General features: G+C 67.1%; 28 protein-coding genes. 20 read left to right on the top strand and 8 right to left on the bottom strand.

The window, feature by feature from the left end; genetic code table 11:
• The first annotated feature begins 75 nt into the window (after window positions 1-75).
• Window positions 76-1404: a tRNA uridine-5-carboxymethylaminomethyl(34) synthesis GTPase MnmE gene (gene mnmE, locus H9L17_RS08380; protein ID WP_187569026.1), complete on the top strand. Its 1329-nt coding sequence runs from the start codon at window positions 76-78 to the stop codon at window positions 1402-1404.
• Window positions 1405-1481: 77 nt separating this feature from the next.
• Window positions 1482-2510 carry an energy transducer TonB gene (locus H9L17_RS08375; RefSeq protein WP_187569025.1) on the top strand — a complete coding sequence of 343 codons (1029 nt, stop codon included), beginning with the start codon at window positions 1482-1484 and terminating at the stop codon, window positions 2508-2510.
• 73 nt (window positions 2511-2583) lie between these two features.
• On the opposite strand, the gene H9L17_RS08370 is transcribed toward H9L17_RS08375, so the two are convergent.
• From H9L17_RS08370 to H9L17_RS08345, 6 genes are read right to left on the bottom strand one after another with little or no spacing between them, the layout of a single operon-like run.
• Window positions 2584-3792: an ABC transporter permease gene (locus H9L17_RS08370; RefSeq protein ID WP_187569024.1), complete on the bottom strand. Its 1209-nt coding sequence runs from the start codon at window positions 3790-3792 to the stop codon at window positions 2584-2586.
• Window positions 3789-4544 (bottom strand): ABC transporter ATP-binding protein, encoded by a 756-nt coding sequence (locus tag H9L17_RS08365; RefSeq protein WP_187569023.1) that lies wholly within the window; start codon window positions 4542-4544, stop codon window positions 3789-3791. The genes H9L17_RS08370 and H9L17_RS08365 overlap by 4 nt, the downstream gene beginning before the upstream one ends.
• Before the next feature lie 25 nt (window positions 4545-4569).
• Window positions 4570-6126 (bottom strand): alpha/beta fold hydrolase, encoded by a 1557-nt coding sequence (locus H9L17_RS08360; RefSeq protein WP_187569022.1) that lies wholly within the window; start codon window positions 6124-6126, stop codon window positions 4570-4572.
• A gap of 46 nt (window positions 6127-6172) precedes the next feature.
• A complete protein-coding gene (locus H9L17_RS08355; RefSeq protein WP_187569021.1) occupies window positions 6173-6370 on the bottom strand; it encodes a helix-turn-helix transcriptional regulator in 198 nt (65 codons plus the stop codon).
• Window positions 6371-6380: 10 nt separating this feature from the next.
• Entirely contained in the window at window positions 6381-6977 is a 597-nt protein-coding gene (locus tag H9L17_RS08350; RefSeq protein WP_187569020.1) for a hypothetical protein, read from the bottom strand.
• The gene (locus H9L17_RS08345; protein ID WP_187569019.1) at window positions 6974-7144 is read right to left on the bottom strand and encodes a hypothetical protein; all 171 of its coding nucleotides are present in this window, start codon (window positions 7142-7144) and stop codon (window positions 6974-6976) included. Before H9L17_RS08345 ends, H9L17_RS08350 begins: the two co-directional genes overlap by 4 nt.
• Before the next feature lie 416 nt (window positions 7145-7560).
• On the opposite strand from H9L17_RS08345, the gene H9L17_RS08340 reads away from it, so the two are divergent.
• From H9L17_RS08340 to H9L17_RS08265, 16 genes are all read left to right on the top strand, one after another.
• A complete protein-coding gene (locus tag H9L17_RS08340; RefSeq protein ID WP_246455059.1) occupies window positions 7561-7791 on the top strand; it encodes a pilus assembly protein in 231 nt (76 codons plus the stop codon).
• 67 nt (window positions 7792-7858) lie between these two features.
• Window positions 7859-8149: a pilus assembly protein gene (locus H9L17_RS08335; protein ID WP_187569018.1), complete on the top strand. Its 291-nt coding sequence runs from the start codon at window positions 7859-7861 to the stop codon at window positions 8147-8149.
• An 80-nt stretch (window positions 8150-8229) separates the two neighbouring features.
• Entirely contained in the window at window positions 8230-9726 is a 1497-nt protein-coding gene (locus H9L17_RS08330; protein ID WP_246455054.1) for a pilus assembly protein TadG-related protein, read from the top strand.
• Window positions 9723-10502, top strand: a complete 780-nt coding sequence (locus H9L17_RS08325) for a hypothetical protein (protein ID WP_187569017.1) — start codon at window positions 9723-9725, stop codon at window positions 10500-10502. The genes H9L17_RS08330 and H9L17_RS08325 overlap by 4 nt, the downstream gene beginning before the upstream one ends.
• A 1-nt stretch (window position 10503) precedes the next feature.
• Complete coding sequence (locus tag H9L17_RS08320) at window positions 10504-11316, top strand: TadE family protein (RefSeq protein ID WP_246455052.1); 813 nt, start codon at window positions 10504-10506, stop codon at window positions 11314-11316.
• Entirely contained in the window at window positions 11313-11993 is a 681-nt protein-coding gene (locus H9L17_RS08315; protein ID WP_187569016.1) for a hypothetical protein, read from the top strand. The genes H9L17_RS08320 and H9L17_RS08315 overlap by 4 nt, the downstream gene beginning before the upstream one ends.
• The gene (locus H9L17_RS08310) at window positions 11990-12187 is read left to right on the top strand and encodes a hypothetical protein (RefSeq protein ID WP_187569015.1); all 198 of its coding nucleotides are present in this window, start codon (window positions 11990-11992) and stop codon (window positions 12185-12187) included. Before H9L17_RS08315 ends, H9L17_RS08310 begins: the two co-directional genes overlap by 4 nt.
• Window positions 12188-12212: 25 nt before the next feature.
• Window positions 12213-13070 carry a Flp pilus assembly protein CpaB gene (gene cpaB, locus H9L17_RS08305; protein WP_187569014.1) on the top strand — a complete coding sequence of 286 codons (858 nt, stop codon included), beginning with the start codon at window positions 12213-12215 and terminating at the stop codon, window positions 13068-13070.
• A gap of 2 nt (window positions 13071-13072) precedes the next feature.
• Window positions 13073-14605, top strand: coding sequence for a type II and III secretion system protein family protein (locus tag H9L17_RS08300; protein ID WP_246455051.1), 1533 nt, complete (start codon window positions 13073-13075; stop codon window positions 14603-14605).
• A 17-nt stretch (window positions 14606-14622) separates the two neighbouring features.
• Window positions 14623-16314: a TadA family conjugal transfer-associated ATPase gene (locus tag H9L17_RS08295; RefSeq protein ID WP_187569013.1), complete on the top strand. Its 1692-nt coding sequence runs from the start codon at window positions 14623-14625 to the stop codon at window positions 16312-16314.
• Window positions 16314-17159 carry a type II secretion system F family protein gene (locus H9L17_RS08290; RefSeq protein WP_187569012.1) on the top strand — a complete coding sequence of 282 codons (846 nt, stop codon included), beginning with the start codon at window positions 16314-16316 and terminating at the stop codon, window positions 17157-17159. The genes H9L17_RS08295 and H9L17_RS08290 overlap by 1 nt, the downstream gene beginning before the upstream one ends.
• Window positions 17156-18046: a type II secretion system F family protein gene (locus H9L17_RS08285; protein WP_187569011.1), complete on the top strand. Its 891-nt coding sequence runs from the start codon at window positions 17156-17158 to the stop codon at window positions 18044-18046. Before H9L17_RS08290 ends, H9L17_RS08285 begins: the two co-directional genes overlap by 4 nt.
• On the top strand, window positions 18043-18426 hold the full coding sequence (locus tag H9L17_RS08280; protein WP_187569010.1) for a DUF192 domain-containing protein: 384 nt from the start codon (window positions 18043-18045) through the stop codon (window positions 18424-18426). Before H9L17_RS08285 ends, H9L17_RS08280 begins: the two co-directional genes overlap by 4 nt.
• Window positions 18423-19091 (top strand): TadE/TadG family type IV pilus assembly protein, encoded by a 669-nt coding sequence (locus H9L17_RS08275; RefSeq protein WP_187569009.1) that lies wholly within the window; start codon window positions 18423-18425, stop codon window positions 19089-19091. Before H9L17_RS08280 ends, H9L17_RS08275 begins: the two co-directional genes overlap by 4 nt.
• Complete coding sequence (locus H9L17_RS08270; protein WP_187569008.1) at window positions 19088-19705, top strand: hypothetical protein; 618 nt, start codon at window positions 19088-19090, stop codon at window positions 19703-19705. Before H9L17_RS08275 ends, H9L17_RS08270 begins: the two co-directional genes overlap by 4 nt.
• A 60-nt stretch (window positions 19706-19765) precedes the next feature.
• Complete coding sequence (locus tag H9L17_RS08265; protein ID WP_246455049.1) at window positions 19766-20803, top strand: OmpA family protein; 1038 nt, start codon at window positions 19766-19768, stop codon at window positions 20801-20803.
• Window positions 20804-20927: 124 nt separating this feature from the next.
• Here the strand turns inward: H9L17_RS08265 and H9L17_RS08260 are convergent, their stop codons facing one another.
• Together H9L17_RS08260 and H9L17_RS08255 are read right to left on the bottom strand one after the other, a co-directional pair.
• Window positions 20928-22112 carry a GGDEF domain-containing protein gene (locus H9L17_RS08260; RefSeq protein WP_187569007.1) on the bottom strand — a complete coding sequence of 395 codons (1185 nt, stop codon included), beginning with the start codon at window positions 22110-22112 and terminating at the stop codon, window positions 20928-20930.
• An 83-nt stretch (window positions 22113-22195) separates the two neighbouring features.
• Window positions 22196-22918: an FAD-binding oxidoreductase gene (locus H9L17_RS08255; RefSeq protein ID WP_246455210.1), complete on the bottom strand. Its 723-nt coding sequence runs from the start codon at window positions 22916-22918 to the stop codon at window positions 22196-22198.
• Between the two features lie 130 nt (window positions 22919-23048).
• On the opposite strand from H9L17_RS08255, the gene H9L17_RS08250 reads away from it, so the two are divergent.
• Together H9L17_RS08250 and H9L17_RS08245 are read left to right on the top strand one after the other, a co-directional pair.
• Window positions 23049-24005, top strand: a complete 957-nt coding sequence (locus H9L17_RS08250) for an ABC transporter ATP-binding protein (protein ID WP_187569006.1) — start codon at window positions 23049-23051, stop codon at window positions 24003-24005.
• Complete coding sequence (locus tag H9L17_RS08245; RefSeq protein WP_187569005.1) at window positions 24002-24772, top strand: ABC transporter permease; 771 nt, start codon at window positions 24002-24004, stop codon at window positions 24770-24772. The genes H9L17_RS08250 and H9L17_RS08245 overlap by 4 nt, the downstream gene beginning before the upstream one ends.
• Window positions 24773-24795 lie beyond the last annotated feature (23 nt).

The following is a 24795-nucleotide window of genomic DNA, read 5'->3' as shown; positions in this document are numbered from 1 at the left end:
ACCACGCGCATGCCGGCATGATTCGCCACGCGCTGCCATCCCGCGATGCGCGGTCGATTCTGCAATCATCTCCCCATGCAAGACACCGACACCATCGTCGCGATCGCCACCGCGCCCGGCGCGGGCGGTGTCGGCATCGTGCGCCTGTCCGGGCCGACGGCGTTGTCCATCGGCGAGCGCATCTGCGGCCGCGCCCTGCGCGTGCGTTCTGCGCAGTACGCGCGCTTCACCGATGACGCCGGCGAGACGCTCGACGACGGCATCGCCCTGTATTTCCGCGCGCCCGCCAGCTTCACCGGCGAGGACGTGGTGGAGCTGCAGGCGCACGGCGGCCCGGTGCTGCTGCGCGAACTGGTCGCGCGCTGCATCGCGCTGGGCGCGCGCCCGGCGCAGCCAGGCGAGTTCAGCCAGCGCGCCTTCCTCAACGGCAAGCTCGATCTGGCCCAGGCCGAAGGCCTCGCCGACCTGATCGCGGCCGGCGATGCGCGCGCGGCGCGCGCGGCGCGGCGGTCGCTGGACGGCGCGTTCTCGCAGCGCGTCGATGCGCTGATGGCGCGAGTGCTGGCGATCCGCGTGCACGTGGAAGCGGCGATCGACTTTGCCGACGAACCGCTGGACACGCTGGGCGGCGCCGCGCTGCGCAAAGGGCTGGACGAGGCGCGCGCAACGCTGTCGCAGTTGCTCGACGAAGCGGAGCGCGGGCGCAAGCTGCGCGATGGCCTGCACGCGGTGCTGGTCGGCCCGCCGAACGCCGGCAAGAGTTCGCTGCTGAACGCGCTGGCCGGCAGCGACCGCGCCATCGTCACCGACATTGCCGGCACCACCCGCGACCTGCTGCACGAAACCCTGCGCATCGACGGCGTGGAGCTGACCCTGGTGGACACCGCCGGCCTGCGTCGCGCCGACGACGCCATCGAAGCCGAAGGCATCCGCCGCGCCCGCGGCGAGCTGGCGCGCGCCGACTTGGCACTGGTGGTGCTGGACGCGCGTGAACCCGAAGCCGGCCGCGCCGCGGTGGCCGTCGATCTGGACGGCGTGCCGCAGGTGCTGTGGCTGCACAACAAGGCGGACCTGCTGCCTTCGCCGCCGGCGCTTGGCGACGACGCGCTGGCGGTGTCCGCGCAGACCGGCGCCGGGCTGGCGGAGCTGCATCGGCGCCTGTTCGCGCTGGCCGGCGGCGGCGCGGGAGAAGGCGCTTTCTCGGCGCGCGCGCGCCACGTGCAGGCGCTGGCCCAAGCCGAAGACTGGCTGCGCCAGGCGGCAGGCGAACTGGCCGGCGAGCGGCTGGAGCTGGCTGCGGACGCGCTGGCGCAGGCACATGCCGCGCTGGGGGAGATCGGCGGCCGAGTGGATGCGGACAGCCTGCTCGGTCACATTTTCGGCACGTTCTGCATCGGGAAGTAGGGCGGATCCCTTGACAAGAGCTACCCGATTGCCGCGTGCTATTCTCGAAAACGTTGCGCATCAACAGGGGAAACAGAATGTCTGCAAGCGATAAAACGCGTGGCGGGTGGGCGCCGCTCGTACTGACCGTGGCCGTGGCCTGCGCGCTGACGGCGTGCAAGAAGGACGATGCCGCGGCCGCCGGCCAGCAGGCCGCGCAACAGGCCAAGCCCGCGCCCACGCCGGAATCGGTGGTGGCCGCTTCGGTGTCGGCGATGAGCGTCGACCAGCTGCGCGACGCGGCCAACAAAGCCTACAACGACAACCGGCTGTACGCGCCGGCCGGCGACAACGCGATGGAGTACTACCTCGCGCTGCGCGACAAGCAACCGGGCGACGCCGGCGCGTCCAGCGCGCTGAGCGACCTGCTGCCGATGACGGTGATCGCCACCGAGCAGAGCATCGCCCGCGACGACATCGAGGAGGCTTCGCGCCTGCTCGCCCTGATCGGCAAGGCCGACGGCAACCATCCGGCACTGGGGCGGCTGAAGGCCAGCATCGCCAGCGGCGAGGCCAAGCTCAAGCAGCAGGCCGATACGCAGAAGCTGACGGCCGAGGAAGAAGCCAAGCGCAAGGCCGACTTGGTCAAGCAGCGCGAGGAAGACCAGCGCAAGCAGCAGGAGCAGCAACGCCAGCAACAGGCGGCCGACCAGCAGCGCCAGCAGCAGGCCGCCGCCGATGCGGAAGCCGAGCGCCAGCGCCAGGCCGCCGCCGAGCAGCAGCGCCAGCAGCAGGCCGCCGAGCAGCAGCGTCAGCAACAGGCGGCGCAGCAGCAGGCCGCGCGTCCGCGTCCGGCGGCACCGTCCACCGAGCTGCGCCCGATCGCTCAGCCGGGTCCCAAGTATCCGGCGGCGGCCCAGCGCGCCGGCGCCACGGCCACGGTGCAGGTGGAGTTCACCGTCGGCACCGACGGTGCGGTGAGCAGTGCGCGGGTGGTGTCTTCCGATGGTCCGCGCCAGTTCCAGCGCGAATTCGAGCGCGAGGCGCTGGCGGCGGTGAAGCGCTGGCGCTTCCAGCCGGTCGGCCAGGCCACCACCAGCCGGCGGACGATCGCGTTCGAGCAGTAAGCGCGGCGTTTCGTGCGGCAAGAAAAAGCCCGGCGATCGCCGGGCTTTTTCGTTGCTTGGCGGAAGCGTTCGATCAGGCGGAAATCGCCAGCTTCTCCTGCTTGTAGCGCCATACCGCCAGTGCCCAAAGCACCGCGGCCAGCGCCAGCGAGCTGGCCAGATAGGTGCCCCACTGTTCGACGGATGTCACGTCGCCGCGGGTGATCTTCTGGATCAGCTGGTTCTGCGACAGGAACGGCACCGCGTACTGCCACAACGTGGTGTCCTTGAGCGGATACGCGCTCAGCACAACGCCCGACAGCATCGGCAGCATCATCAACCACACCATGTGGCTGCCGGCTTCCTTCATGCTCTTGGCGCTCGCCGCCAGCGCGGTGATCAACGCGGTGCCCATCAGCACCAGCGGCAGCAGGGTGAGCAGCAGCTTGCCCATCGCCAGGAAACTGACGTCCATCTGCTTGGCCATGCCGCTGGCCAGCGTCGCCGACAGCTTGAACGAGACGAGGATCAGCAGCATCGAGGCCAGGCCCAGCATTGCCGCCGCCAGCATCTTGCCGCCGACCAGCGCGGCGCGCGACGCCGGCGTCGCCAACAGCGGTTCCAGCGACTGCCGCTCGCGTTCGCCGGCGGTGGTGTCCATTGCCAGGTGCGCGCCGCCGATGAAGGCGAAGAGCGTCAAGATCATCGGCAATAGCATCGACATGAACTGGCTGTTCTTGGCTTCGGGCGTGGCCATGTCGCGGGTGCCGACGTGCAGCGGCGCGGCGATGCCGGGATTGATGCCGCGGATCAGCAGGCGCATCGCGCCCACGCCCTGTCCATAGCTCTCCAGTACCTTGCTGACGCGGGCTACGGCGACGTCCGCGTTGCGGCGGGTGGTGTCGGTGATCACGTCGACCTTGGCCGGCTTGCCGGCATGCCAGTCCTCGGCGAAATGCTCGTCGATGTTCAGCGCCAGGTCTTCCTGCTGGGCGCGTACGCGGGCCTCGATGTCGGCGGGCGCCGGGCGCGCCTCGATGCCGTAGCTGGCGAGGAACTTCACCAGATTGGGCGCGCGCTCCATGCCCACCACCGGCACGCTGAGGGTCTTTTCCAGCTGGGTTTCGGCGCGCATCTGGGTGAGCTTGCCGATGCCGAGGAACATCGCTGGATACAGCAGCGGCGCCACCATTACGCTGAGGAAGAAGGTACGGCGATCGCGGGCGAAGTCGCGCCACTCCTTGCGCATCACGGTGAACAGCGTGGCGAGGAAACCGCCGTGGTTGCGGGTGTTGGCGTTCATGCGTGCAGTCCTTCCTCGCTGCCGATCAGCTTCACGAATGCGTCTTCGAGATTGGGTTCGCCGGTGGCCGCGCGCAGCTCGTCCGGCGTGCCCTGCGCGGCGACGCGGCCCTGCGCGATCACCACGATGCGGTCGCACAGCGCGGCGACCTCCTGCATGATGTGGCTGGAGAAGATCACGCAGCGCCCTTCCGCGCGCAGGTCCTTGAGGAAGCCGCGCAGGCCGCGCGTGGTCATCACGTCCAGGCCGTTGGTGGGTTCGTCGAGGATCACGTTGCGCGGGTCGTGCACCAGCGCGCGCGCGATCGCGGTCTTGGTGCGCTGGCCCTGCGAGAAGCCTTCGGTGGCGCGGTCGAGGAAGTCCTCCATCTGCAGCGCCGCCGCGAGCTTGGCGGTGCGCGCGGCGATCTCCTGCGCACCCATGCCGTGCAGCTGGCCGAAGTAGTCGATGTTCTCGCGCGCGGTCAGGCGCTTGTACACGCCGCGCGCGTCGGGCAGCACGCCCAGGCTGCGGCGCACGCGCTCGGGATCGGCGGCGACGTCGACGCCGTCCACCAGCACGCGCCCGGTTTCCGGCGACATCAGGGTGTAGAGCATGCGCAGCGTGGTGGTCTTGCCGGCGCCGTTGGGGCCGAGCAGGCCGGTGATCTCGCCGTCGCGCGCGGTGAAGCCGACGTCGTCGACGGCGATCACCGGCGTCTTGTCCTTGCCCCGTCCGGGGAAGGTCTTGCGGAGGTTTTCTGCAACGATCATTGCAAAGGTCCTGTTGGATGGAGGCTTACGGCTCGGCGCCGTTGAAGCTGGTGAAGGGGGCGGCGTAGGCGAGCGTGTCCAGGCACTTGCCGTCCAGCGCCCTGGCGTCGGCCTTCTCCATGAACTGGGCGAACAGCTTCGGCATGCAGCCGGCGCCGATCACGTTGTGGCCCTGGCCGCGCAGCACGAACAGGCGGCCGTTCGGCAGCGTCTTCACCACGTCCTTGCCGTAGCGCGGCGGGGTGACCGGATCGAACTCGCCTTCCAGCACCAGCGCCGGTACCCGGGTGGCGAGCGGCTTGTGGAAGTCGGCGGGCACGTTGCCCTTCGGCCAGGCCTTGCACATCGCCGCCATGCCGTCCGGCATCAGGTTGCCGAGCACGGTGCCGGCGTCCTCGGCGCGCGACACCATGCTGTCGGCGTCCTCGCTGCACACCACCGACAGCTGCATGCCCATCGCCATGGCGTCCTTCATGCCGCTGGTCATCATCTTGGACAGCGCCATCAGGTTTTCGTAGCGGCCGGCGTTGGCCTCGTGGATCAGCTTCGGCAACAGCCCGGCGGCCAGCGGCATGTAGGCGTACATGCGCACCAGCGCGGCCACGGTTTCGGCGCGCAGCGTGTCCTGCCTGGTTTCGCCGCTGGTGGCGTCGCGATACTGCACGGCCACCGGCTGCGCGCGCAGCTTGACCAGCAGCGTGTCGAGTTCGGCGCGCGGATCGCCGAGCTTGTCCTTGCAGGTCGGTTCCTTCGTGCACAGCGCGAACTGCAGCGCCAGCGCGTCGTCCAGGTTGCGGGCGAAGATGTTGCCCAGCCCCAGCGCGTTCGGCACCACCGAATCCAGCACGATGCTGCGGATCGCCTCGGGATGGCGCATCGCATACTGCTGGGCGACGCGGGTGCCGTAGCTCACGCCGACCAGATTGACCTGCGCCGCGCCGATGGCTTGGCGCACGGCGTCGAGATCGGCGACCGCGTCGGTGGTGGTGTAGAAGCGCAGGTCGGCCTTCTTCGACAGCGCCTGCGCGCATTGCGCGGCCTGTGCCTGCATCTTCTCGGGCGCGTCGTCGCCGGCGCCGTCGTCGCCCTCGGCGATGGCGGCGCAGGACAGCAGGTTGGATTTGCCGGTGCCGCGCTGGTCGACCAGGATCACGGCGCGATGCTTGCGCACTTCCTTGAACACCGGATCGAGGGCCGGATAGCTTTCCACCGCCGCCTGGCCGGGCCCGCCGGCGAGGAAGAACACCGGATCCGGCATCTTCTCGCCGTTGCCGGTCGCCTGCAGCCAGGCGATGTTGAGCGCGATGCGGCGGCCACCCGGATTGGCGCGGTCTTCCGGCACGTCGAAGGTCGCGCATTGCGCGTCCACGTTGTCGCGGCTCATCTCCGAACTGAGGCTGCACGGCGTGAATGCGATCTTGCCCAGCATCACCGGTTTGACGGCTGCGACGGGCGCGGCGTCCTGCCTGCCGGCGGGCGCCTTGTCCGCGTCCGCGCCGGATTTCTGTTGCATGGCCTTGTAGCCGAAGATCGCGGCGGCGATCGCGACGGCAAGGACGACTCTGGTCTTGCGGGAATTCATCGGGAACAACCTCGTTGGATGGTTGCGGTTGGAAAAGGAAACGGGATCAGGCTTCGTCGGGCAGGAACACGTCTTCGATGCGGCAGGCGAACAGGCGGGCGATGCGGAAGGCCAGCGGCAGCGACGGGTCGTACTTGCCGGTCTCCAGCGCGTTGACGGTCTGGCGCGATACTTCCAGCCGCAGCGCAAGCTCCGCCTGCGACCAGCTCTCGCGTTCGCGCAGTTCGCGCAGGCGGTTGTTCACGGCGCGCGCCTCACATGTACCTCCGGGTCAGCACCATCTTGGCGATGCCGTAGATGGCGCACAGCAGCGGGAACACCCAGATCATCGCGGCGGCCGCGTCCAGGTGGATGACCTTCGCCTTCTGCAGCAGGCCGCCGGCGAAATACACCAGCGACACCAGCAGGCTGGCGATGCCGATCGCCTCGGTTTCGATGCGGCGCTGCAACTCGTCGATCTCGCGCAGGTAGCGCAGCGCGGCGCGCATCAGCAGGGCGATGGCCAGCGCCGGCAGCACCGCCACCGCCGCGCGCAGCGGCACCGATTCGATGCCGCGCTTCACCAGCCAGATCGACAGGAACAGGGTCAGCGAATAGCCGACCATGATCGGCCACAGCGCGCGCAGATAGCGACGCCCGGCCGGCTGCGCGTACATCTCGTCGCAGTGCTGCCGCCACCAGCGCGGCAGCAGCAGGAACAGCGCCGCGCCCAGCAGGTAGCCGGCGCCGATGCCGGCCCACAGGCCCACCGGCTCGGATGGCCAGCCGAGCAGCCACTGGCCGGCGGCGGCCAGCGCCAGGGCAGCCAGGCCGATGCCGACGAAGATCCACATCCAGCGGCGCATGGTCATGGTGAGTCCTTGCGCGATTTGGCGATGAAGGCGATGCCCAGCCCGAGGAAGGCCATGCCCACGCCGATGAAGGCGAACTGGTGGCTGATGACGGCGGCGGCCAGAAACGTGGTGCCGGCGCACAGCCAGATGATGCCGGTCGCTTTGAGATTCCGCGGCTTGTTCATCATGCAACTCCCGCATGTCAAGGATGCTTGACAAGAGGATGCGCACCGCCGCACGTAATGTCAAGCGACCTTTACATGATTTCTGGCGAATCTCAGTGACATATTTCCAATTGTCATAAGTGCTTGCTTTACACGTCACGAAACATCGTTACTATGCCAATTAACGTCACTAAGTGACGTTTTGCGCCATGGCTTGGGCCTTGGCGCTCCCGCCATGGCTTGGGCGGCATTGCGAGTCATGGACGAACAACACGCTGAAGGCTTCTCGACGCCCGATCCGGGTGGAGATGACGGCGCGTCTGCACGGTGTGCGGCGTAAGCGAAAACCTTTCCGGGGCAATCCCCTTAACCACGAGGTAGCAAGGATGAATCGCAATCGCATTTTCCGCAGTGGCCGTCACCAGGCGGGTCAGGGCATGACCGAATACATCATCATCGTCGCCCTGATCGCGATCGCCGCCATCGGCGTGTTCTCGATGTTCGGCAAGACCGTGCGCAACCAGGCGGCCGGCCTCGCCAAGGAATTGAGCGGCAACAAGGCGGATACCGCGATTCAGCAGGCCGGGACGGCAGCGGCTTCGGCGCAGACGCGCGCCAATACCGACAAGGGCATGAAGGAATACAACAAGGACAACGACGCCAAGTGAGTCGTTCCGCGCCTGCGCCTGTCCGGCGCAGGCGCGGTGTTGTTCCTTGCTGACGGAGAAAGAAGACATGGCTCGTTCCCCTTCCGGCACCACCGGCCGCCGCATCCAGCGCGGTCAAGGCATGACTGAGTACATCATCATCGTGGCGTTGATCGCGATTGCCGCCATCGGCGTGTTCTCGATGTTCGGCAAGACCGTGCGCAACCAGACGGCGGGCCTGGCCAAGGAGTTGAGCGGCAACAAGGCCGACTCCGCGATCGAGAACGCGAACAAGTCCGCCAATGCCGCGGCAGGGCGTGCCAACGATCCGCAGAAGGAAGGCATGGCGAAGTACAACTACGCCAACGACGCCAAGTAACGCGTCGACGCTGCCCTGCCCGCCTGAATGGCCGATTCGGTTGCAAGCGCATCGGATGGGCACCTTTGACAGGACGTCACATGCAACGACTTGCATCCATCCATCGCGGCAGGCAACAAGGCCAGGCATTGCCGCTGGTGCTGGTGCTGCTGATCGTGCTCTGCATCGGATTGCTGGTGACCTTCAACACCGGGCAGGTGGTCGGCAGGAAGGTGGAAGTGACCAACGCGGCCGACGCGGCCGCCTACAGCATCGCCGTGGAACAGGCGCGGGCGCGCAACCTGGCCGCCTATCTCAACCGCGGGCGGGTGGCGAACGAAGTGGCGATCGCGCAGATGGTGAGCCTGAACTCCTGGCTCACGATGGTGCACTCCACCTCGTACCACTTCGAGAAGTTCATGGACGTCGTCTCGGTGCTGCTGAGCTGGGTGCCGGGACTGGGCGAGGTCCTCATCGCCATCGACCGGGCGATGACGGCGCTCAACAAAGCGCTCAAGGGGTTCCGAAATGCCTTCATCCCCGGCGTCAATGCAGCGATCGGCACGCTGGATCAGGTGTTCGATCATCCGTACGCGCTTGCGGCGTCCGCGGCGTTGAGCGTGCCGGCCACGGAGGCGAATGTTTTCGCGATGGCCAGCAAGGTGGTGCGGGACAACGCCCCCGACGCGGAGATCACGTCAATCGGCCGCGGCGTGCTCGCCAAGAACGTGTATCAGGCGGCTTCACAGCTGGAGCACTACAAAATGCCCGGCAAAGGGCAGGGGCTGAACAACACGAATGCGGGTGCCGAGCGTTACCGCAACGTGGTGATGGCATCGCGCGATACCTTCACGCGCGCGCGCGAAGGTACGGCGTTCGGCGTGTTCCGCAATCGCGGCGGCACCGACCTGGTGGAATACGACCGCTGGGCGGCGGTGGACGTATTCGAATTCCACCTACCGTTGCCGTGGCCGTTGGACGATGTCGATTTCCCGCTGGGCTGGGGCGGCACCCAAGCGGTCAATGGCCGCAAGCCGAATTTTTTCCCCGGCATGCGCAATGGCCGCGGTTGGAAATCGCCCTACGACAACCGTACGTATGCGGCATACAACGGCACTTCCCGTGGAAGCATCTCCGGGCGCTTCATCGAGGGTGATCCTGCCGGTCAGGAAATGGGCTTCAAGCGGGACAAAGCCTATCTGAACCAGTATCGGCATGGCTTGAATCTCGCCTACGACGACGTCAAACAGCGCGATGCGAAGCATGCCTATTCGGAAATTCCGGAAGGGGCTGACGCGGGGCCGATCTATACGGTCGAAGTCGGCATGGCGATTGCCGCCGCCCCCACCAGCAGCGCGCTGGGAATCGGTGCCGGGCGGATGGCGCTGAAGGACGAGGCGCGCCACGACCAGATCCGCGCGATGGCCAGCGCGCAGGTGTATTTCAACCGACCCCACGAATATTCGCCGTTCCGGCGTTCAGTCTGGGGCAGGAGCGACGGGAAGTTCGAAATGGGCAATATGTTCAGTCCGTACTGGCAGGCGCGGCTGGTTGCCACGCCCGACATGGACCGTCGTCTGCTGGTAGGTGCGCCGTGAGCCTGCGGCGACTGACCCTATCCGCCTTGCTGTTGTCCTGCTGTGCAGCCTGTCAGCCCGCGGCGATTGGAAAAGACGCCGGGAACGCGGGAGATGCCGCACCGGATGGCATCGCGAACTTGCCGGCCGTCCATGCAGTGCTCCACTGGGAAAATCGGTTGAGCGGGGACAACCCTGAAACGAAAACCTACTACCTCAACATGAAAACCTGCCGCGATGCCGGCTGGGCAGTGCACGAACTCAGTGCGCAGGACGTGGCCAAGCTGGGAACTGGCCGGGTCGAGATCCGCATTGACCGGCGCCAGCAACGCATCACCGAAACCCACTGGACGCTTGGCGGCGGAGATCCAGACACCACAGCCGGCATCTGTTCTCCCCGGTTGATCGAGGACCACCGGGTCGAGGAGGCCGCGCCCGGACAGGGTTATTACCTCCCGCTTGAGTCGGATCCCGGTGGGGAAAAGAAGTTGCAGGCATCGCTGGGCTGGACGTTCGTCGGCGAAGACCAAGTGCAGGGCCAGCCGTGCAAGCGTTGGCGCAGCGAAAAATACGAGGTCTGCACGTGGTCGGGCGGCCGGCAGTGGGGATTCTCGGACGCACCGGTGAACATGATTGCCTGCCTCGATTCGAGCGGCGCTGATTACCTCACCGAGATCCCGCTGGAAGGCAAACCCGCAGGCGATTCGGGCTGCATCGTCCGCTTGGAATCCTTCAGCCTCGGCAAGGGCCTGTTGCCCGGCAACCTGCCGGCAGCTAGCAGCAAGGGAGCGCACTGAGATGCGCGCGATGCCTTCGCGCCGCCGGATGCGTGGCCAGGCGCTGACCGAGCTGGCGGTGTGCGCCGCGGTGCTGACGCCGCTGTTCCTGCTGATCGCGATCGTCGCCAAGTTCGGGCATGCCAATCAGATGGCGCAGCAGGCGGCGCGCAATGCGGCGTGGTCGGCCACGGTGTCCGACGGCTACGACGTGCCCGCGCGCGCGCGCCTGCAGCGCGAGGCGCTGGACCGCAGCTTCGCCGCCGCCGATGCGCCGATCCGCAGTAATCCCGCGGGCGATGCCCAGGGCGAATTCGACGACCAGATGCTCAACACCTTTTCCGGTAAGAAGTTGCTGGAGCGGGACAATCTGCGGGTCGCGGACATGCGCAACGCGTCCTCGCCGGGCTACATGGACGAAGCACTGAAGTTGCTGCCCCGGCTCGGCAGGTTTCCGCCGAATCCGAATGGCTACGTCACTGCCGAGGTGAGGCTGGATTACCGCAACCTGCAGAACCGCGACGGCAGCCGCCCTGCCTACCTGGCGCCGTTCGATCAGCTCGACGTGGTGCAGACCCGCAGGCAATCGCTGCTGGCGGATGCCTGGAACGCGTCTGGTCCGCGCAGCGGCCGCCGCAGCGTCGTCAATACGGTCGAACCACTGGTGCCCGCCGCGACGCTGTTGCCCAGCGGATTGACCGACATCTTCAGCGCGCTCAAGCCGATCGCGCCGCTCCTGCCCATGGTCGGTTCGCTGGGCGACCTGAAGATCGGCACCATCGAGCCGGACGTGGTGCCTTCCGACAAGCTGCGCGACTACCCGGTGCATCAATGAGCGCCGCGCGCCTCGTGACGACACTGGCATTGCTCCTGTCCGCGGCGATGGCCCCGGCAAACGCCGTGGACTGGCCGTCGGTGCCGGTTCCGCAGGGCGCGCGCGGCGAACGGGTCAGCGACCACATGATCTACAACGGCTTGTCGATGAGCGCCAGCAGGTTCACGGTCGACCAGCCGATCGCCCGCGTGCGTGCCTTCTATCTTCGCCAGTGGAAGGATCAGGTGGCCGACACGCCGATGCCGCATGGCCGCAGCGTGCTGGGGCATCTGTCCGGCGGGCGCTATTACGTCACTGTCGAACTCACGCCCGTCGGCGATTCGACCGAGGGCCAGATCGGGGTGATGCGGCTCCCCGACCGTGACCTGTCCCGGCAGGTGCTGGGCAAGGGGTTCGAGCGGATGCCGCAGACGCAGGTGGCCGAGGACATCGTCTACATGGACACGCCGCAGCGGGTGCGCAGCCTGCGCCTGAGCAACGCCTACAGCCCCTTCCAGAACGAGCGGTTCTACACCCGCCGGCTGGCTGCGCAGGGCTACGCGAAGACGCCGGCGGACACGCCCTGCGCGGCCGCGAGCGATCTCTGCCAGGTGCGCTACACCCGCGGCGAACGCCGGATCACGGTAACCGCGATCCGCGCGCGCGCCGGCAGCGAGATCGTGGCGGTGCTCGAATGACCGCGCGTTCCGACTGCCGCGCGCCTTCCCGCCAGCGCGGCCAAGCCACCATTGAATACTCGATCGTGGTGATCGCCCTGGTCATCGTCCTGATCGCCAAGCCCGACGTGATCGACGAGATCGTCATCGCACTGAAGGACGCCTACGCGGCGTTCGTCCACGCCATTTCCGCCTCCGACATCTTGGTCGGTTGACTCCCTTTCCCACACGTTGCGTCCCATGCAGAAGCCGAAGATCAGCAGGAATCACATCTACATCGTCGTCGCCCTGGTCATGGCGCTGCTGGCGGCGCTGGTCGCCGTCAACTACGTGCAGACCACGGTGGCCGAGCGCACCCAGGACAACCGCCGGATGATCGACGTGGCGGTGCCGCTGGCGGACATGCCGCAAGGAGCGATCGTGCAGCCGGGTGACCTGGCGGTGCGCTCGATGCCGGCGGAGTTCGCGCCCGCCGATGCGGTGACGCCTGATAACCATGCCGAGTACGAGGGCCGGATGCTGCGGGCCGCCGTCCGCGGTGGCGCGCCGCTGAGCGCCAGCGCGCTGATCCCGCTGAACGAGCATTTCTCGTCGCTGATCCCACAGGGCAAGGTGGCCTACACGCTGAGCGTGGACGAGAACAATTCGATCTCGGGGATGATCGTGCCGGGCGATCTCATCGACATCCTGTTCGTGAAGGACAAGAGCGACGGCCAGACGGCAGCGCCGGCGAACGCGCGTGCCGGTACGCGGGTGATGCCGCTGCTGCAGCAGGTGCGCGTCCTCGCCACGGGTACCCGGATCGGCGAACGGATCGCGCGCGAGGGGCAGCCGGAGGGCGATGCGCAGGGATTCTCCAGCGTGACGCTGGAGCTGGACCAGGTGCAGGCCAAGAGCCTGGTGATCGCATCGCAGGTCGGCGCACTGCGCGTGCTGCTGCGCGACGCCAAGGATCGTTCGCCGGGGCCGGTGCAGGGATTGACCGAGCGCGAATGGCTGCGCTCGCTGGGCGTGCTCGACGGCGGCAACGACGCGGAAGGAAGCGGCAGGCGCGCGAGCGCATCGCGGATCGAATTCATCATTGGCGGAAGGGGTTGAGGATGAGGTACAGCAAGGATCGCGGCGGCGTTTGCCGCGGCGTGGCGATGGCGTGCGCGTTCGGCGTGTTGGTGGGGATGCCGGGCTGGACAGCGCATGCGCAATCCGCCGATGCCGCAACGACGGCGCAGTCGGTGGACACGCCCACTGCCGGGACGGCGCCGGTGCAGGCGCCCGCGGATCCGCAGCGGCAGCCGCAGCGGCCCGCGGGCGGCACGATCCAGGAACTGGCAGGGGGGATGTCCGGTGGCAAGGCGTTGGCCGGCGACACCCGTGCGTCCAGCGCTCCGCTGGTGGCGCCGCGCATGTCGCTGTATGCCGGCGAAGCTGCGATCCGGCGCGTGCCGGGCGCATTGCGCCGGGTCGCCGTGGGCGATGGGGAAGTCGTCACCGTGTTCACGGTGGGCAAGAGCGAGCTGGTCTTCATCGGCAGCAAAGCAGGGGAAACCAACGTGCACCTGTGGCTTGCGGACGGCAGCCAGCGCGACATCAGCGTGGACGTGAGCGGCGGCAAGTCCGAGGGGCTGGCGTCGACGGTGCGCGAGTTGCTGGGCGATGCGCGCGGCGTCGACGTGCGCCCGGTCGGCGCGAACGTGGTCGTCTCCGGCAGCGAAATTGACGCCGGGATCGCCGCCCGGATCGCGGCGTTGCAGAAGGTGTATCCGCAGATCCTCAACCTCACCGGCACCGATCCGGTCGGCATGCGGCCCATGGTGCGGATGGACGTGACCATCATGGAGTTCAACAAGGACGCGGTGGAGGATCTGGGCATCCGCTGGAACAGCACCATCAGCGGCCCGGTGGGCGGCCTCATCCGGGACGCCACGACCAACGATTATTTCCGCGTGTTGCCGAAGGACGAGGACACCTTCCAGCAGATCCGCGACAGCCTGCCCAAGCGCGTGCCGGGGCCGCAGGGCTATTTCGGCATCGCCACCACCATCGGTTCGCAGATCAACTTGCTGATGAGCCGCGGCAGGGCCTGGGTGCTGGCCGAACCCAAGTTGAGCGCCAAGAGCGGCAGTAGCGCCTCGTTTCTGGTCGGCGGCGAGGTGCCCATCGTGATCCCCTCGGTGCTGGGCCAGACCCAGGTCGAATACAAGGAATACGGCATCCGCCTGAACATCAGTCCGACCGTCAACAAGGCCAGCGACGTGGCCACGTCGATCATGGCCGAGGTGAGCCGCATCGACCCGTCGGTCACGGTGCAGGGTGTGCCGGGCTTCCTGACCCGGCGCGTGGAGACGGAGATCAACGTGGCGGCGGGCGAAACCATCGTCATTTCCGGCCTGCTCGACCGCACCGCGTCCAAGGCGGCGGACAAGCTGCCGATCCTTGGCGACATCCCGATCCTCGGCAAGCTGTTCCGTTCCGACGCCTTCCGCGGCAACAGGACCGAGCTGGTGATCTTCGTGACGCCGCGGATCGTGACGCCGGAATCGCCGGAGAACCAGGAGCAGTTGCGCCAGGGCGAACGCATCGGCGAATCGCTGGAGAGCGACATCAGCCAGCGCCAGAACAAGCTCATCCACTGAGGCCCGCAGGAAAGCCCATGTTCACCGTTCTGATCGACGCCCCCGGACGCGACCCGCGACAGGTCAAGTGCATGCATCGCGAATGCGGTATCGGCCGCGGCGACGCCAACCTGGTGATGCTCCAGGGATGGAACATCGCCAGCCGGCACGCCACCCTGATGCGCGAGGAACATGGCGTGTTCATCCTGCCGCTGGGCGGCAAGGAGCCGATCATCCTCAACGGCAGGGCGGTGCTGGCGAAGCAGGGGCCCATCACCGGCCGGGACGAGCTGAAGATCGGCAACTACACCCTGCGCATCGCCGGCGACGAGGCGCGCGTCGCGGTGCTGCCGCAGGCGGCCAACGAGCAATCGCTGTCGCCGCAGGACGTCGAGCCCGCGCTCAAGCCGGTCGCCACCGACATCACCGTGCGCGGCGCCGGCCCCTCGGACATGACCGAATGGCGCACCCGCCTGCACATGGCGCTGGTGCGGCAGATGGACCTGCGCCGCACCGACGTGCGCAGCATGGACGACCAAGCGCTACGCGACACCACGATCAATCTGATCGACGACATCCTCAAGCGCGAATTCACGGATCTTCCCAAGGACATCAACCCGCGTCGCCTGGCCAAGCAGGTGCTCGACGAAGCCATCGGCCTGGGTCCGCTGGAGGACCTGATCGACGATCCGACCGTCACCGAGATCATGGTCAACGCGCACGACGACATCTTCATCGAGCGCAACGGCCGTATCCAGAAGTCGGAGGTGGTGTTCTCCACCGAGCGCGCCTGCCTCGCGGCGATCGAGCGCATCGTCACGCCGCTGGGCCGGCGCATCGACGAAAGCTCGCCGCTGGTGGACGCGCGTCTGAAGGACGGTTCGCGCGTGAACGCGGTGATTCCGCCGGTGGCGCTGCGCGGGCCGAGCATCAGCATCCGCAAATTCGCCAAGCGCCGACTGATGGGCGAGGACCTGCTCAAGTTCGGTTCGCTCGATGAGCGCATGCTGGAGTTCCTGACCATCGCCGTGCGCGAACGCCGCAACGTGGTGGTGTCCGGCGGTACGGGTTCGGGCAAGACCACGCTGTTGAACATCCTGTCCAACTTCATTCCCGATGGCGACCGCGTGGTCACCATCGAGGACGCGGCCGAACTGAAGTTGGTGCAGCCCAACCTGGTGGCGCTGGAAGCGCGCCCCGCCAACATGGAAGGCAAGGGCCAGATCACCATCCGCGACCTGGTGAAGAACGCGCTGCGCATGCGTCCCGACCGGATCGTGGTCGGCGAATGCCGCGGCGGCGAATCGCTGGACATGCTGCAAGCAATGAACACCGGCCACGAAGGCTCGCTGACCACCGCCCACGCCAACAATCCGCGCGAAACCCTGTCCCGCCTCGAAGTGATGGTGATGATGGCCGGCATGGACCTGCCGATGACGGTGGTGCGCGAGCAGATCGCCTCGGCGGTCAACCTGATCGTGCACCAGCGCCGCTATCCGTGCGGCTCGCGCAAGGTCAGCCACATCACCGAGATCACCGGCATCGAAAGCGGCACCATCCAGATGCAGGACATCTTCCTGTTCAAGCCGACCAGCTACCACGGTCCGGACGGCAAGGTCGTCGGCAGCTTCGTCGCCACAGGCGCGGTGCCCGAGTTCTACGAGGAGCTGGCCGAACGCGGCGTGCCGGTCGACCTGGGCATCTTCCGCAACCAGGGCGGATTCGCATGATGGCGGTCTGGCTGATCGCGGCGCTGGTGTTCGGCGGCACCGCGCTGGTGCTGCTGTTGTCGCTGCGGGTCGGCGAAAAATTCCTGGGCGAATACCGCGCCAACTTCCTCAGCCAGGCGCGGGTGAACCTGGCCGACATGTTCATGTTCATGGAGCCGGGACAGCTGTTCCGGGCCAACGCGGTCGCGCTGCTGGTGATTCCGCTGCTGGTTTGGCTGCTGGCCGGCGGGCTGTTCGCCATCCTGGCGGCGGTCGTGCTGGTGTTCGCGCCGCGCAAGATCTATGTGTGGCTGCGCGCGCGCCGGATCGAGCGGATCCAGGAACAGTTGCCCGACGCGTTGCAGATGCTCGCCAGCAGCCTGCGCGCCGGCGTCGGTTTCGCGCCGGCGATGGAAGTGCTGGTGCAGGACGGCCAGCCGCCATTGGCGCAGGAACTGGCGCTGGTGCTGCGCCAGCAGCACATGGGCGTGCGCGCCGAGGCCGCGCTGGACAGCTTCGCCAAGCGCGTTCCCATCGTCGATGCGGAGCTGTTCGTGTCGGCGGTGAACATCTCGCGCGAAGTCGGCGGCAACCTGGCCGAAACGCTGGCCACACTGGCCGAGACATTGCGCCGCCGCCTGATCATGGAGAAGAAGGTCAAGGCGCTGACCGCGCAGGGCAAACTGCAGGGCATCGTGATGGCCCTGCTGCCGGTGTTCCTGATCGGCTACCTGTCGCTGATGTACGCCGACACCATGCAGCCGATGTTCCACAGCTGGCACGGCTGGCTGGTGACCAGCGTCTGCCTGGTGATGGAGTACCTCGGCTACCGCATGTGCAAGAAGATCATGACGATCGACGTATGAACTGGATACTTGTCCTGGTGGCGTTGCTGGCGGCGGGGGCTGTGGTCCTGGCGATGCTGGGCACGCGCGGCGCGATCAACGAAGTGGCGCTCGAAGACCGTACCTACTACGATCCGCTGCCGAAACTGATGCAGATGATGTGGCCGCTGGTGACGGTGCTGACCCGGCGCATCGCGCCGCGGTTGAACGTGGTCCAGCTGGAGCATACCCATCGCCAGCTGCAGGCGGCGGGCCAGGACTACACGCTCACGCCGGAGGAGTTCTACGGCCTGCGCCTGTCCAGCGCGATAGTGACAGCGGTGTTCTTCGCGCTTTGCCTGCTGATGCTGGGGCGGCTCGATGTCGGATCGGCGTTGCTGTGTTTGGTGTTCGGCGGCTTCCTTGGCTGGTTGTATCCGATGCTGTGGCTGACCGAGAGACGCAAGCTGCGGGAACGCGCGGTGGTGCGCGACCTGCCGGTGTACCTGGACTTCATCACCATGTCGGTGGAAGCCGGCCTGAACGTCACCGGCGGCATCGAACAGGCGGTGGCGAAGGGACCGGCCGGCGCCTTGTCTCAGGAGTTCTCGCGGATGCTGCGCGACGTGCGCGCCGGCCTGCCGCGCGCGGAGGCGTTGAAGCGGATGGCCGAACGCATGGACATCGGCCAGATCACTAGTTTCACCAGCGCGTTGATCCAGGCCGACAAGGTCGGCGCCAACCTCAGCGACACTCTGCGCGCGCAGGCCAACCAGCGGCGCGAGGAACGCTTCCTGCGCGCGGAAAAGCTCGCGCTGGAAGCGCCGGTGAAGATGATGCTGCCGCTGGTGATGTTCTTCTTCCCGCTGATTTTCCTGTTCATCGGCTACTTCATCTATCTGAAGATGCTGCAGGAGGGGATCCTGTGAGATTGGGGCGGATCGAGCGCGGCGATGCGGCGCCCATTCCGCAAGTGTGGGCAGCGGATCGCTGGTGGTCGCGCATGCGTGGATTGCTGGCGCGCCCGCCGCTGGCCGCCGACGGCTCGCAGGCACTGCTGATCACGCCATGCGCCAGCGTGCATACCATCGGCATGCGCTACCCGCTGGATCTGGTGTACCTCGATCGCACCGGTATGGTAGTGGGCTGGCGCGAACACGTGGCGCCGTGGCGGCTGTCCGCCTGCCGGGGCGCCGCGGCGACGGTGGAGTTCCACGGCGGTGCATTGGCGCGCCTGCATCCTCGCCAGGGAGAACGTTGGCAATGGCGGAGCGCGCGGGAACTTCCGCACGAAGGCGGGCAGGCATGACGAAGCGTCGGGACAAGGGTGCGCATCGTGATCGTGCAGCCGGTCAGGCGATGGTCGAACTGCTGATCGTCGCGCCGCTGGTGTTCTTCATGATCCTGATGGTGGTGCAGGCGGCGCTGCTGTACCGGATGAAATCGACGCTGGACTATGCCGCGCTGATGACCGCGCGCGCCGGCGCCGTGAGCGGCGCGAATCCGGGCGAGATGCGAGTCGCCTTCGCCAAGGGCATGCTGCCGCTGTACGCGCACAAGACCGGTATGGCGGAGATGGAAGCGGCGTATGCCAAGGCACGGGCGGATCTGCTCCTGCACGGTAGGATCACCGTCGTCAATCCGACGCGAGCGGCCTGGGACGAGTTCAAGGAACGCCAGTACAACGGCCAGTACGCCTTGCCGAACGACACCTTGGCTTACCGCAGCCATGCCGCGGGCAGCAGTGGCGTGAACGTGCAGGACGCCAACCTGCTGAAGGTGAAGGTCACGTACGACGCGCCGTTGGTGGTGCCCTTTGTGGGCTGGGTGCTGGGCGGAAAGTCCGCCTACCTGAAAGCGGGGACGTTCGAATCCTCGCCCCTGAATGCCTTCAGTGGCCGCCTGCCCATCGAGGCGTATGCGATCGTGCGCATGCAGAGCCCCATCTACCAACGGGCGAACCTGGACAAATGAGCCGATTGGGAGTGTTCGCCGCGTTGTTGCCGACGTTGCTGGCCTTCCCTGCGGTGCAGGCGGCCGAACCGCTGTCCGGCACGGCCAGCGTGTTGACCAACCAGCTGAGCGCGTTCACCCGCACCCGGCCGCGCGGCGCGATGGATGAGGCAACGGTGTTCTTCCGCGGCGACGCCGTGCGCATCCAGTTCCGCGACAATACGGGCAAGGCGTATGCGCTGGTGTTGCCCGCAGGCAAGGCCGCTGGCTGGATCGAGGACGAGCACGGCGGCGTGCTGCCGTTGCCGTCCGGGCGCTGGCCGTTGCACGCCGACCCGGGACAACCGTGCGCCGGGCAGGGCCTGTTCGCCGACTGCCAGCGCATGGGCGAAGGCGTGTACGCCGGGCGCAATGCCAGGCAGTGGCGCTACCGACTGGCGAATCCCACCGGTCCCGGCATGACCCGGCAGGGCCGGATGTGGCTGGACGAGGAAACCGGCTTCGTGCTCGGCTACGAAGGCGATGCTAGTGCTGGATTGGGAAAGCGCTGGCAAGTGCGTTCGGTGCGTTACGAACCGCTGCCGGATGCGCTGTTCGAGAGGCCGGTGCCGACGGATCCTGCGGACTCCAGATAGCGCGACGTCCGTCTTGGGGCGTTCGCTAAAATCATGATTTGCAGACTCAAGGAGCGATAGATGCGTTTGGAAAAAATCGGATTGGCGATGGGCATGGCTGCGGCCATCGCGGCAGCGCTGCTGCCTGGCTGCAAAAACGAAAAAACGAACGAAACAATAAAGAACGCGGACGCGTCGGCGCTGGAAAAAGCCATCGATGCGAAGAAGGCCAAGGCCGAGGAAAGCTCGAAACCGGCCGAGTTCGACATCTCGGCGATTCCGGTGAGCACGGCGACCTTGGGCGACTTCCCCTACATCAGCCTTCCGCCGGGCTACATGAGCAACGGGGAACCTGAAACCAAGCGGTTCGCGCGCTTCCCGTTCTGGGTGAAGGCCCAGGCGCATTGGGTGGAAGGGCGCTTCTATCTGGTCAACGTCTATCCGGACGAGGAAGGCGAATACAACCCTTACGAGTTGCTCAGGAACCTGGAAGCCCAAGTCGAGCAAATAGGCGGGTCGAAGGTTTCGGACGAACACATTCCCTACGAGACCGTCAACGGCTGGGGCGAAGAGATCACCATGGGGTTCCTCAAGGGGCTGGGCGATGTCTACAGCGAAGACGTGAAGGTCAAGACGTACTTGGTGCGCCGCAACGACGGCAATATCTGGATCCATTTCGCCCAAGGCACGACCCAGGGCGGCATCATCGTCGGTCAAGAGAAAGCGTTCCAGCAGACCGCGCAGCTGCTGCCTGCGAGCGAAATAAAGAAGCAGCTGGACGCGGTCGGTAAGGTGGCGCTGCAGGTCAACTTCGCCACCGACAAGACCGATGTGCTGCCGGACTCGTTGCCGCAGATCGAGCAGGTCGCCGCACTGCTGAAGGATGATCCTTCGCTCAAGCTCGCCATTAACGGCCATACCGACAACACCGGCGACGCCGCGCACAATCAGCAGCTTTCCGAGGAACGCGCTAAGGCAGTCGTTGTGTTGCTGACCGGCAAGGGCATCGACGCCGCGCGCTTGAGCGCTGCAGGCTTCGGTTCCGCGCGGCCGGTGGCCGACAACGGCACGGGTGAGGGCAAGGCGAAGAACCGGCGCGTGGAGCTGGTCAAGCGCTGAGTGTAGATGCACAGCAACGTGTAACTCCTCCTTTTCTAGGAAGGAGGAGGAGCATGCGTTGAAGCGGGCGGCCCTTGAGCGGCTATGTCGACAGCAGTGGTAAAGCGATACCGCTGTGGACTCCTCAGGCGGTTCCGCCCGCGCCAGCCGCCAGCTCGTCGCAGACCACCCGGTTGCGGCCACTCGCCTTGGCCCGGTAGAGCGCAGCGTCGGCCCGCGCCAGCAGCTGGTCGAGGCTCGCGCCGACATCGGCCTCGGATACGCCGATGCTCACGGTCAGCGGAATCGCGGGCTGCTCTACGCGAGCCAGCGGATGCGCGGCCAGGGTTGCGCGCAGCCGCTCCGCGAGCGCGCACGCCTGCGCCATCGCCACTCCCGGCAGGAACAGCACGAACTCCTCGCCGCCGTAGCGGCCGAACAGCACGTCGTAGCTGCGCAGGTCGTCGCGCAGGGTGCGGAAGCTGTGGCGCAGCGCGTCGTCGCCGGCCTGGTGGCCCCAGGTGTCGTTGATGCGCTTGAAGAAATCCAGGTCCAGCAGCAGCGCCGAGAACGGACGCTGCTGGCGCTGGCACAGGGCGAGCTGGTGCTGGCCGTCGTCCAGCAGCGCGGCGCGGTTGAGCGCGCCGGTGAGCTCGTCGGTGCGCGCCAGCCGGCGCAGCTCCACCAGCTGCCGCTCGACCAGCAGGATCATCAGGGCGAAGGTCTGGGCGAGGATGACGAACAGGCCGCCGATATAGCCGATGTAGATCGGCAGGCCCGCGCGCATCACCTCGTTGCCCGCGTCGGGCGCCGTCGGCAGCAGGCCGCGCAGCAGGAACAGCGCGGCGTCGAGCAGGAACACGGTCGCCGCCAGCCGGCAGCTGACCCGCAGTTCGGCCGGCGCGTGGCGCAGCAGCAGCCAGGCTTCCCAGAACTTGAAGGCGGTGAGCACCACGCCGTACATCAGCAGCCGCGTGCCGAGGTCGGGCGTGACCAGGCTGAACCAGGCGATGCCGAGCAGGTAGGCGCCGCCCAATGCCGACGCCGCGCGCCAAGGCGGGCGGCGGCCGACGTGCATCGCCACGCCGGCGACCATCAGCACGCTGCTGAGCATGCCGAAGCCGTTGCGGATCAGGATCGACGCCGCTTCCGGGATCGGCAGCGGCAGGCCGAACATGGCGGTGTTGATCGCGGCGGCCCACAGGCTGGCGGCCCACAGGCGCGGCACCGGCTGGCCGCGCAGCATGAGCATGACCAGCGAGAACCCGACGGCGATGCCGAAGTACAGCAGCAGGCCGATGACGGCGATGGTGGGGAGATGCAGGGTCATCGGGAACGCGGGTGCGCGGACGCGGTGCGGTTATCGTGCCTCATTCTTCTTCCGCCCCGCGTGAGCGCGCGGCGCGTTCGGCGCTACTTGTTGCTGACGTATTTCTCGCGCCGGATCATCGGCACCGGCAGGCCGATCGCCTTCAATGCCTCGAAGCTGGCATCGACCATGTCGGGATTGCCGCACAGGTAGGCGATGTCGGCGGCCGGGTCGGGCGCCAGCTCCGGCAGCACGTTCTGCACGTAGCCGTGGCGCACGTCGGGATGGGCCAGCGGCGAATCGGCGGCCGGCAGCTCGCGCGACAGGCAGGGCATGTAGCGGAAGCGCGGATGGGCTGCGGCGAAGGCGCGGAACTCGTCGCCGTACAGCAGTTCGGCCGGCGTGCGCGCACCCTGCAGCAGCACGACCTCGACGCCGCGCTCGGCCATCTGCCGTTCCAGCTGCGGCAGCATCGCCCGGTACGGGGTGATGCCGGTGCCGGTGCCGATCAGCAGGTAGCGGCGGTTGGCGTCGTTCGGATACAGGCAGAAGCGCCCGAACGGGCCGCTGGCGTCGACCGTCGCGCCGAGCGCCAGCGCCTCGAACAGCGCGGTCGCCGCGCCGCCCGGGACGTAGCTGACCGCGATCTCCACCCGCGCGTCCGGCGCGGCGTCGGGGTCGCGGCCGATGGCGATGGAATAGCTGCGCCGCGCGGCGCTGCCGTCGGCGTACTGGAAATGGATCTGCACGAACTGGCCGGGGATGCAGGGCAGCGGCTCGCCGTCGTCGCGCAGGAACGACAGGTGCGCCACGGTGGGCGCGATCATCCGGCGCGCGGTCAGTTTCAGCGGGAAATGGGTGATGGCCACGTCGTTGCAACACAGCGTGGCAAGGGTGGCGCCACGAGGCTGCCTATACTACCGGCTTCCCGCGCGGGCTCCGCGCACGAGGCCATGCATGAGTTCCCATACCGCGGCTGATCCCGCTGCGCCCGCGCTGCGCGTGCGCGACCTGTGCAAGATCTACGACAACGGCGTGGAGGCGCTGAAAGGCGTCTCGCTGGACGTCGGCGCCGGCGATTTCCATGCCCTGCTCGGCCCCAACGGCGCCGGCAAGAGCACCCTGATCGGCATCGTCAGCTCGCTGGTCAACAAGAGCGGCGGCACGGTGGAGGTGTTCGGCGTGGACATCGACGCCGACCGCAGCGCGGCGATGCGTCTGATCGGGCTGGTGCCGCAGGAATTCAACTTCAACATGTTCGAGAAGCCGCTGGACATCTGCGTGAACTACGCGGGCTTCTACGGCATACCGCGCGAGCAGGCGCTGGCGCGCGCCGAGGAGGTGCTGAAGGACGCGCACCTGTGGGACAAGGCGGACAAGATGAGCCGCACCCTGTCGGGCGGCATGAAGCGGCGGCTGATGATCGCCCGCGCGATGATGACCAGGCCGCGCCTGCTGATTCTCGACGAACCCACCGCCGGCGTGGACATCGAGATCCGCCGCGGCATGTGGAAGACGCTGAAGGACATCAACGCCGGCGGCACCGCGATCATCCTCACCACGCACTACCTGGAGGAAGCGGAGAGCCTGTGCCGCAATCTCGCCATCATCGACCACGGCACGATTGTGGAACGCGGGCCGATGAAGTCGCTGCTGGCCAAGCTCGACGTGGAAGGCTTCCTGTTCGACGTCGAGGGCGAGGTGCCGGCCGTGCTGCCGCAGATCGAGGGCGCGACGCTGCTGGCGACCGACGCGCACACGCTGGACCTGGACATGCCGCGCGCGATGGACCTCAACCGCGTGTTCGCCGCCTTCGACGCCGCCGGCATCCGGGTGCGCTCGATGCGCACCAAGAGCAATCGGCTGGAGGAACTGTTCGTCCGCATGACCGCGCGCGAAGGAGCACAGGCATGAGCAACCCCAACCTGACTGCGCTCGCCACCATCGCCCGCCGCGAGATCATGCGCATCCTGCGCATCTGGACGCAGACGCTGATCCCGCCCGCGATCACCATGACCCTGTACTTCCTGATCTTCGGCAAGCTGATCGGCGCGCAGGTGCGGGAGATGGACGGCGTGCGCTACATGGACTTCATCGTCCCTGGCCTGGTGATGATGAGCGTGATCCAGAACAGCTACGGCAACATCAGCAGCTCCTTCTTCGGCGCCAAGTTCGGCCGTCATGTCGAGGAACTGCTGGTCAGCCCGATGCCCAACTGGGTGATCCTGGGCGGCTACGTGGCCGGCGCGGTGCTGCGCGGGCTGATGGTCGGCGTGATCGTGCTGGGCATCGCGATGTGCTTCACCCGCGTCGAGATGCCGCATCCGCTGGTGACGCTGACCTCGGTGCTGTTGGGCGCGACGATCTTCTCGCTGGCCGGCTTCGTCAACGCGGTGTACGCGAAGAAGTTCGACGACATCGCCATCGTCCCGACCTTCATCCTCACCCCGCTGACCTACCTCGGCGGCGTGTTCTATTCGGTCAAGCTGCTGCCGGGCTGGGCCGAGGCCGCCACCCACGCCAACCCGATCTTCTACATGGTCAACGCCTTCCGCTACGGCCTGCTGGGCGTGAGCGACGTGCCGCTGTGGGTGGCCTACGGGCTGATGCTGGGCTTCGTGGCCGCGCTGTCGGCGCTGGGGCTGTGGCTGCTCAAGCGCGGCGTGGGCTTGCGGAGCTGACGCGGGCGCGATTTCCGCCGCGA

The sequence above is a fragment of the Thermomonas brevis genome (assembly GCF_014395425.1).
Lineage (GTDB): Bacteria > Pseudomonadota > Gammaproteobacteria > Xanthomonadales > Xanthomonadaceae > Thermomonas > Thermomonas brevis.
The sequence above is the reverse complement of the archived record's forward strand: the minus strand, read 5'-3'. Positions and strand labels throughout refer to the sequence as shown.

Excerpts from the sequence above, each read along its gene's own strand:
- mnmE (WP_187569026.1), top strand. The coding sequence starts at position 76 with ATGCAAGACACCGACACCATCGTCGCGATCGCCACCGCGCCCGGCGCG.
- H9L17_RS08375 (WP_187569025.1), top strand. The coding sequence starts at position 1,482 with ATGTCTGCAAGCGATAAAACGCGTGGCGGGTGGGCGCCGCTCGTACTG.
- H9L17_RS08370 (WP_187569024.1), bottom strand. The coding sequence starts at position 3,792 with ATGAACGCCAACACCCGCAACCACGGCGGTTTCCTCGCCACGCTGTTC.
- H9L17_RS08365 (WP_187569023.1), bottom strand. The coding sequence starts at position 4,544 with ATGATCGTTGCAGAAAACCTCCGCAAGACCTTCCCCGGACGGGGCAAG.
- H9L17_RS08360 (WP_187569022.1), bottom strand. The coding sequence starts at position 6,126 with ATGAATTCCCGCAAGACCAGAGTCGTCCTTGCCGTCGCGATCGCCGCC.
- H9L17_RS08350 (WP_187569020.1), bottom strand. The coding sequence starts at position 6,977 with ATGACCATGCGCCGCTGGATGTGGATCTTCGTCGGCATCGGCCTGGCT.
- H9L17_RS08345 (WP_187569019.1), bottom strand. The coding sequence starts at position 7,144 with ATGAACAAGCCGCGGAATCTCAAAGCGACCGGCATCATCTGGCTGTGC.
- H9L17_RS08340 (WP_246455059.1), top strand. The coding sequence starts at position 7,561 with ATGACCGAATACATCATCATCGTCGCCCTGATCGCGATCGCCGCCATC.
- H9L17_RS08335 (WP_187569018.1), top strand. The coding sequence starts at position 7,859 with ATGGCTCGTTCCCCTTCCGGCACCACCGGCCGCCGCATCCAGCGCGGT.
- H9L17_RS08330 (WP_246455054.1), top strand. The coding sequence starts at position 8,230 with ATGCAACGACTTGCATCCATCCATCGCGGCAGGCAACAAGGCCAGGCA.
- H9L17_RS08320 (WP_246455052.1), top strand. The coding sequence starts at position 10,504 with ATGCGCGCGATGCCTTCGCGCCGCCGGATGCGTGGCCAGGCGCTGACC.
- H9L17_RS08315 (WP_187569016.1), top strand. The coding sequence starts at position 11,313 with ATGAGCGCCGCGCGCCTCGTGACGACACTGGCATTGCTCCTGTCCGCG.
- H9L17_RS08310 (WP_187569015.1), top strand. The coding sequence starts at position 11,990 with ATGACCGCGCGTTCCGACTGCCGCGCGCCTTCCCGCCAGCGCGGCCAA.
- cpaB (WP_187569014.1), top strand. The coding sequence starts at position 12,213 with ATGCAGAAGCCGAAGATCAGCAGGAATCACATCTACATCGTCGTCGCC.
- H9L17_RS08300 (WP_246455051.1), top strand. The coding sequence starts at position 13,073 with ATGAGGTACAGCAAGGATCGCGGCGGCGTTTGCCGCGGCGTGGCGATG.
- H9L17_RS08295 (WP_187569013.1), top strand. The coding sequence starts at position 14,623 with ATGTTCACCGTTCTGATCGACGCCCCCGGACGCGACCCGCGACAGGTC.
- H9L17_RS08290 (WP_187569012.1), top strand. The coding sequence starts at position 16,314 with ATGGCGGTCTGGCTGATCGCGGCGCTGGTGTTCGGCGGCACCGCGCTG.
- H9L17_RS08285 (WP_187569011.1), top strand. The coding sequence starts at position 17,156 with ATGAACTGGATACTTGTCCTGGTGGCGTTGCTGGCGGCGGGGGCTGTG.
- H9L17_RS08275 (WP_187569009.1), top strand. The coding sequence starts at position 18,423 with ATGACGAAGCGTCGGGACAAGGGTGCGCATCGTGATCGTGCAGCCGGT.
- H9L17_RS08270 (WP_187569008.1), top strand. The coding sequence starts at position 19,088 with ATGAGCCGATTGGGAGTGTTCGCCGCGTTGTTGCCGACGTTGCTGGCC.
- H9L17_RS08265 (WP_246455049.1), top strand. The coding sequence starts at position 19,766 with ATGCGTTTGGAAAAAATCGGATTGGCGATGGGCATGGCTGCGGCCATC.
- H9L17_RS08260 (WP_187569007.1), bottom strand. The coding sequence starts at position 22,112 with ATGACCCTGCATCTCCCCACCATCGCCGTCATCGGCCTGCTGCTGTAC.
- H9L17_RS08255 (WP_246455210.1), bottom strand. The coding sequence starts at position 22,918 with ATGATCGCGCCCACCGTGGCGCACCTGTCGTTCCTGCGCGACGACGGC.
- H9L17_RS08250 (WP_187569006.1), top strand. The coding sequence starts at position 23,049 with ATGAGTTCCCATACCGCGGCTGATCCCGCTGCGCCCGCGCTGCGCGTG.
- H9L17_RS08245 (WP_187569005.1), top strand. The coding sequence starts at position 24,002 with ATGAGCAACCCCAACCTGACTGCGCTCGCCACCATCGCCCGCCGCGAG.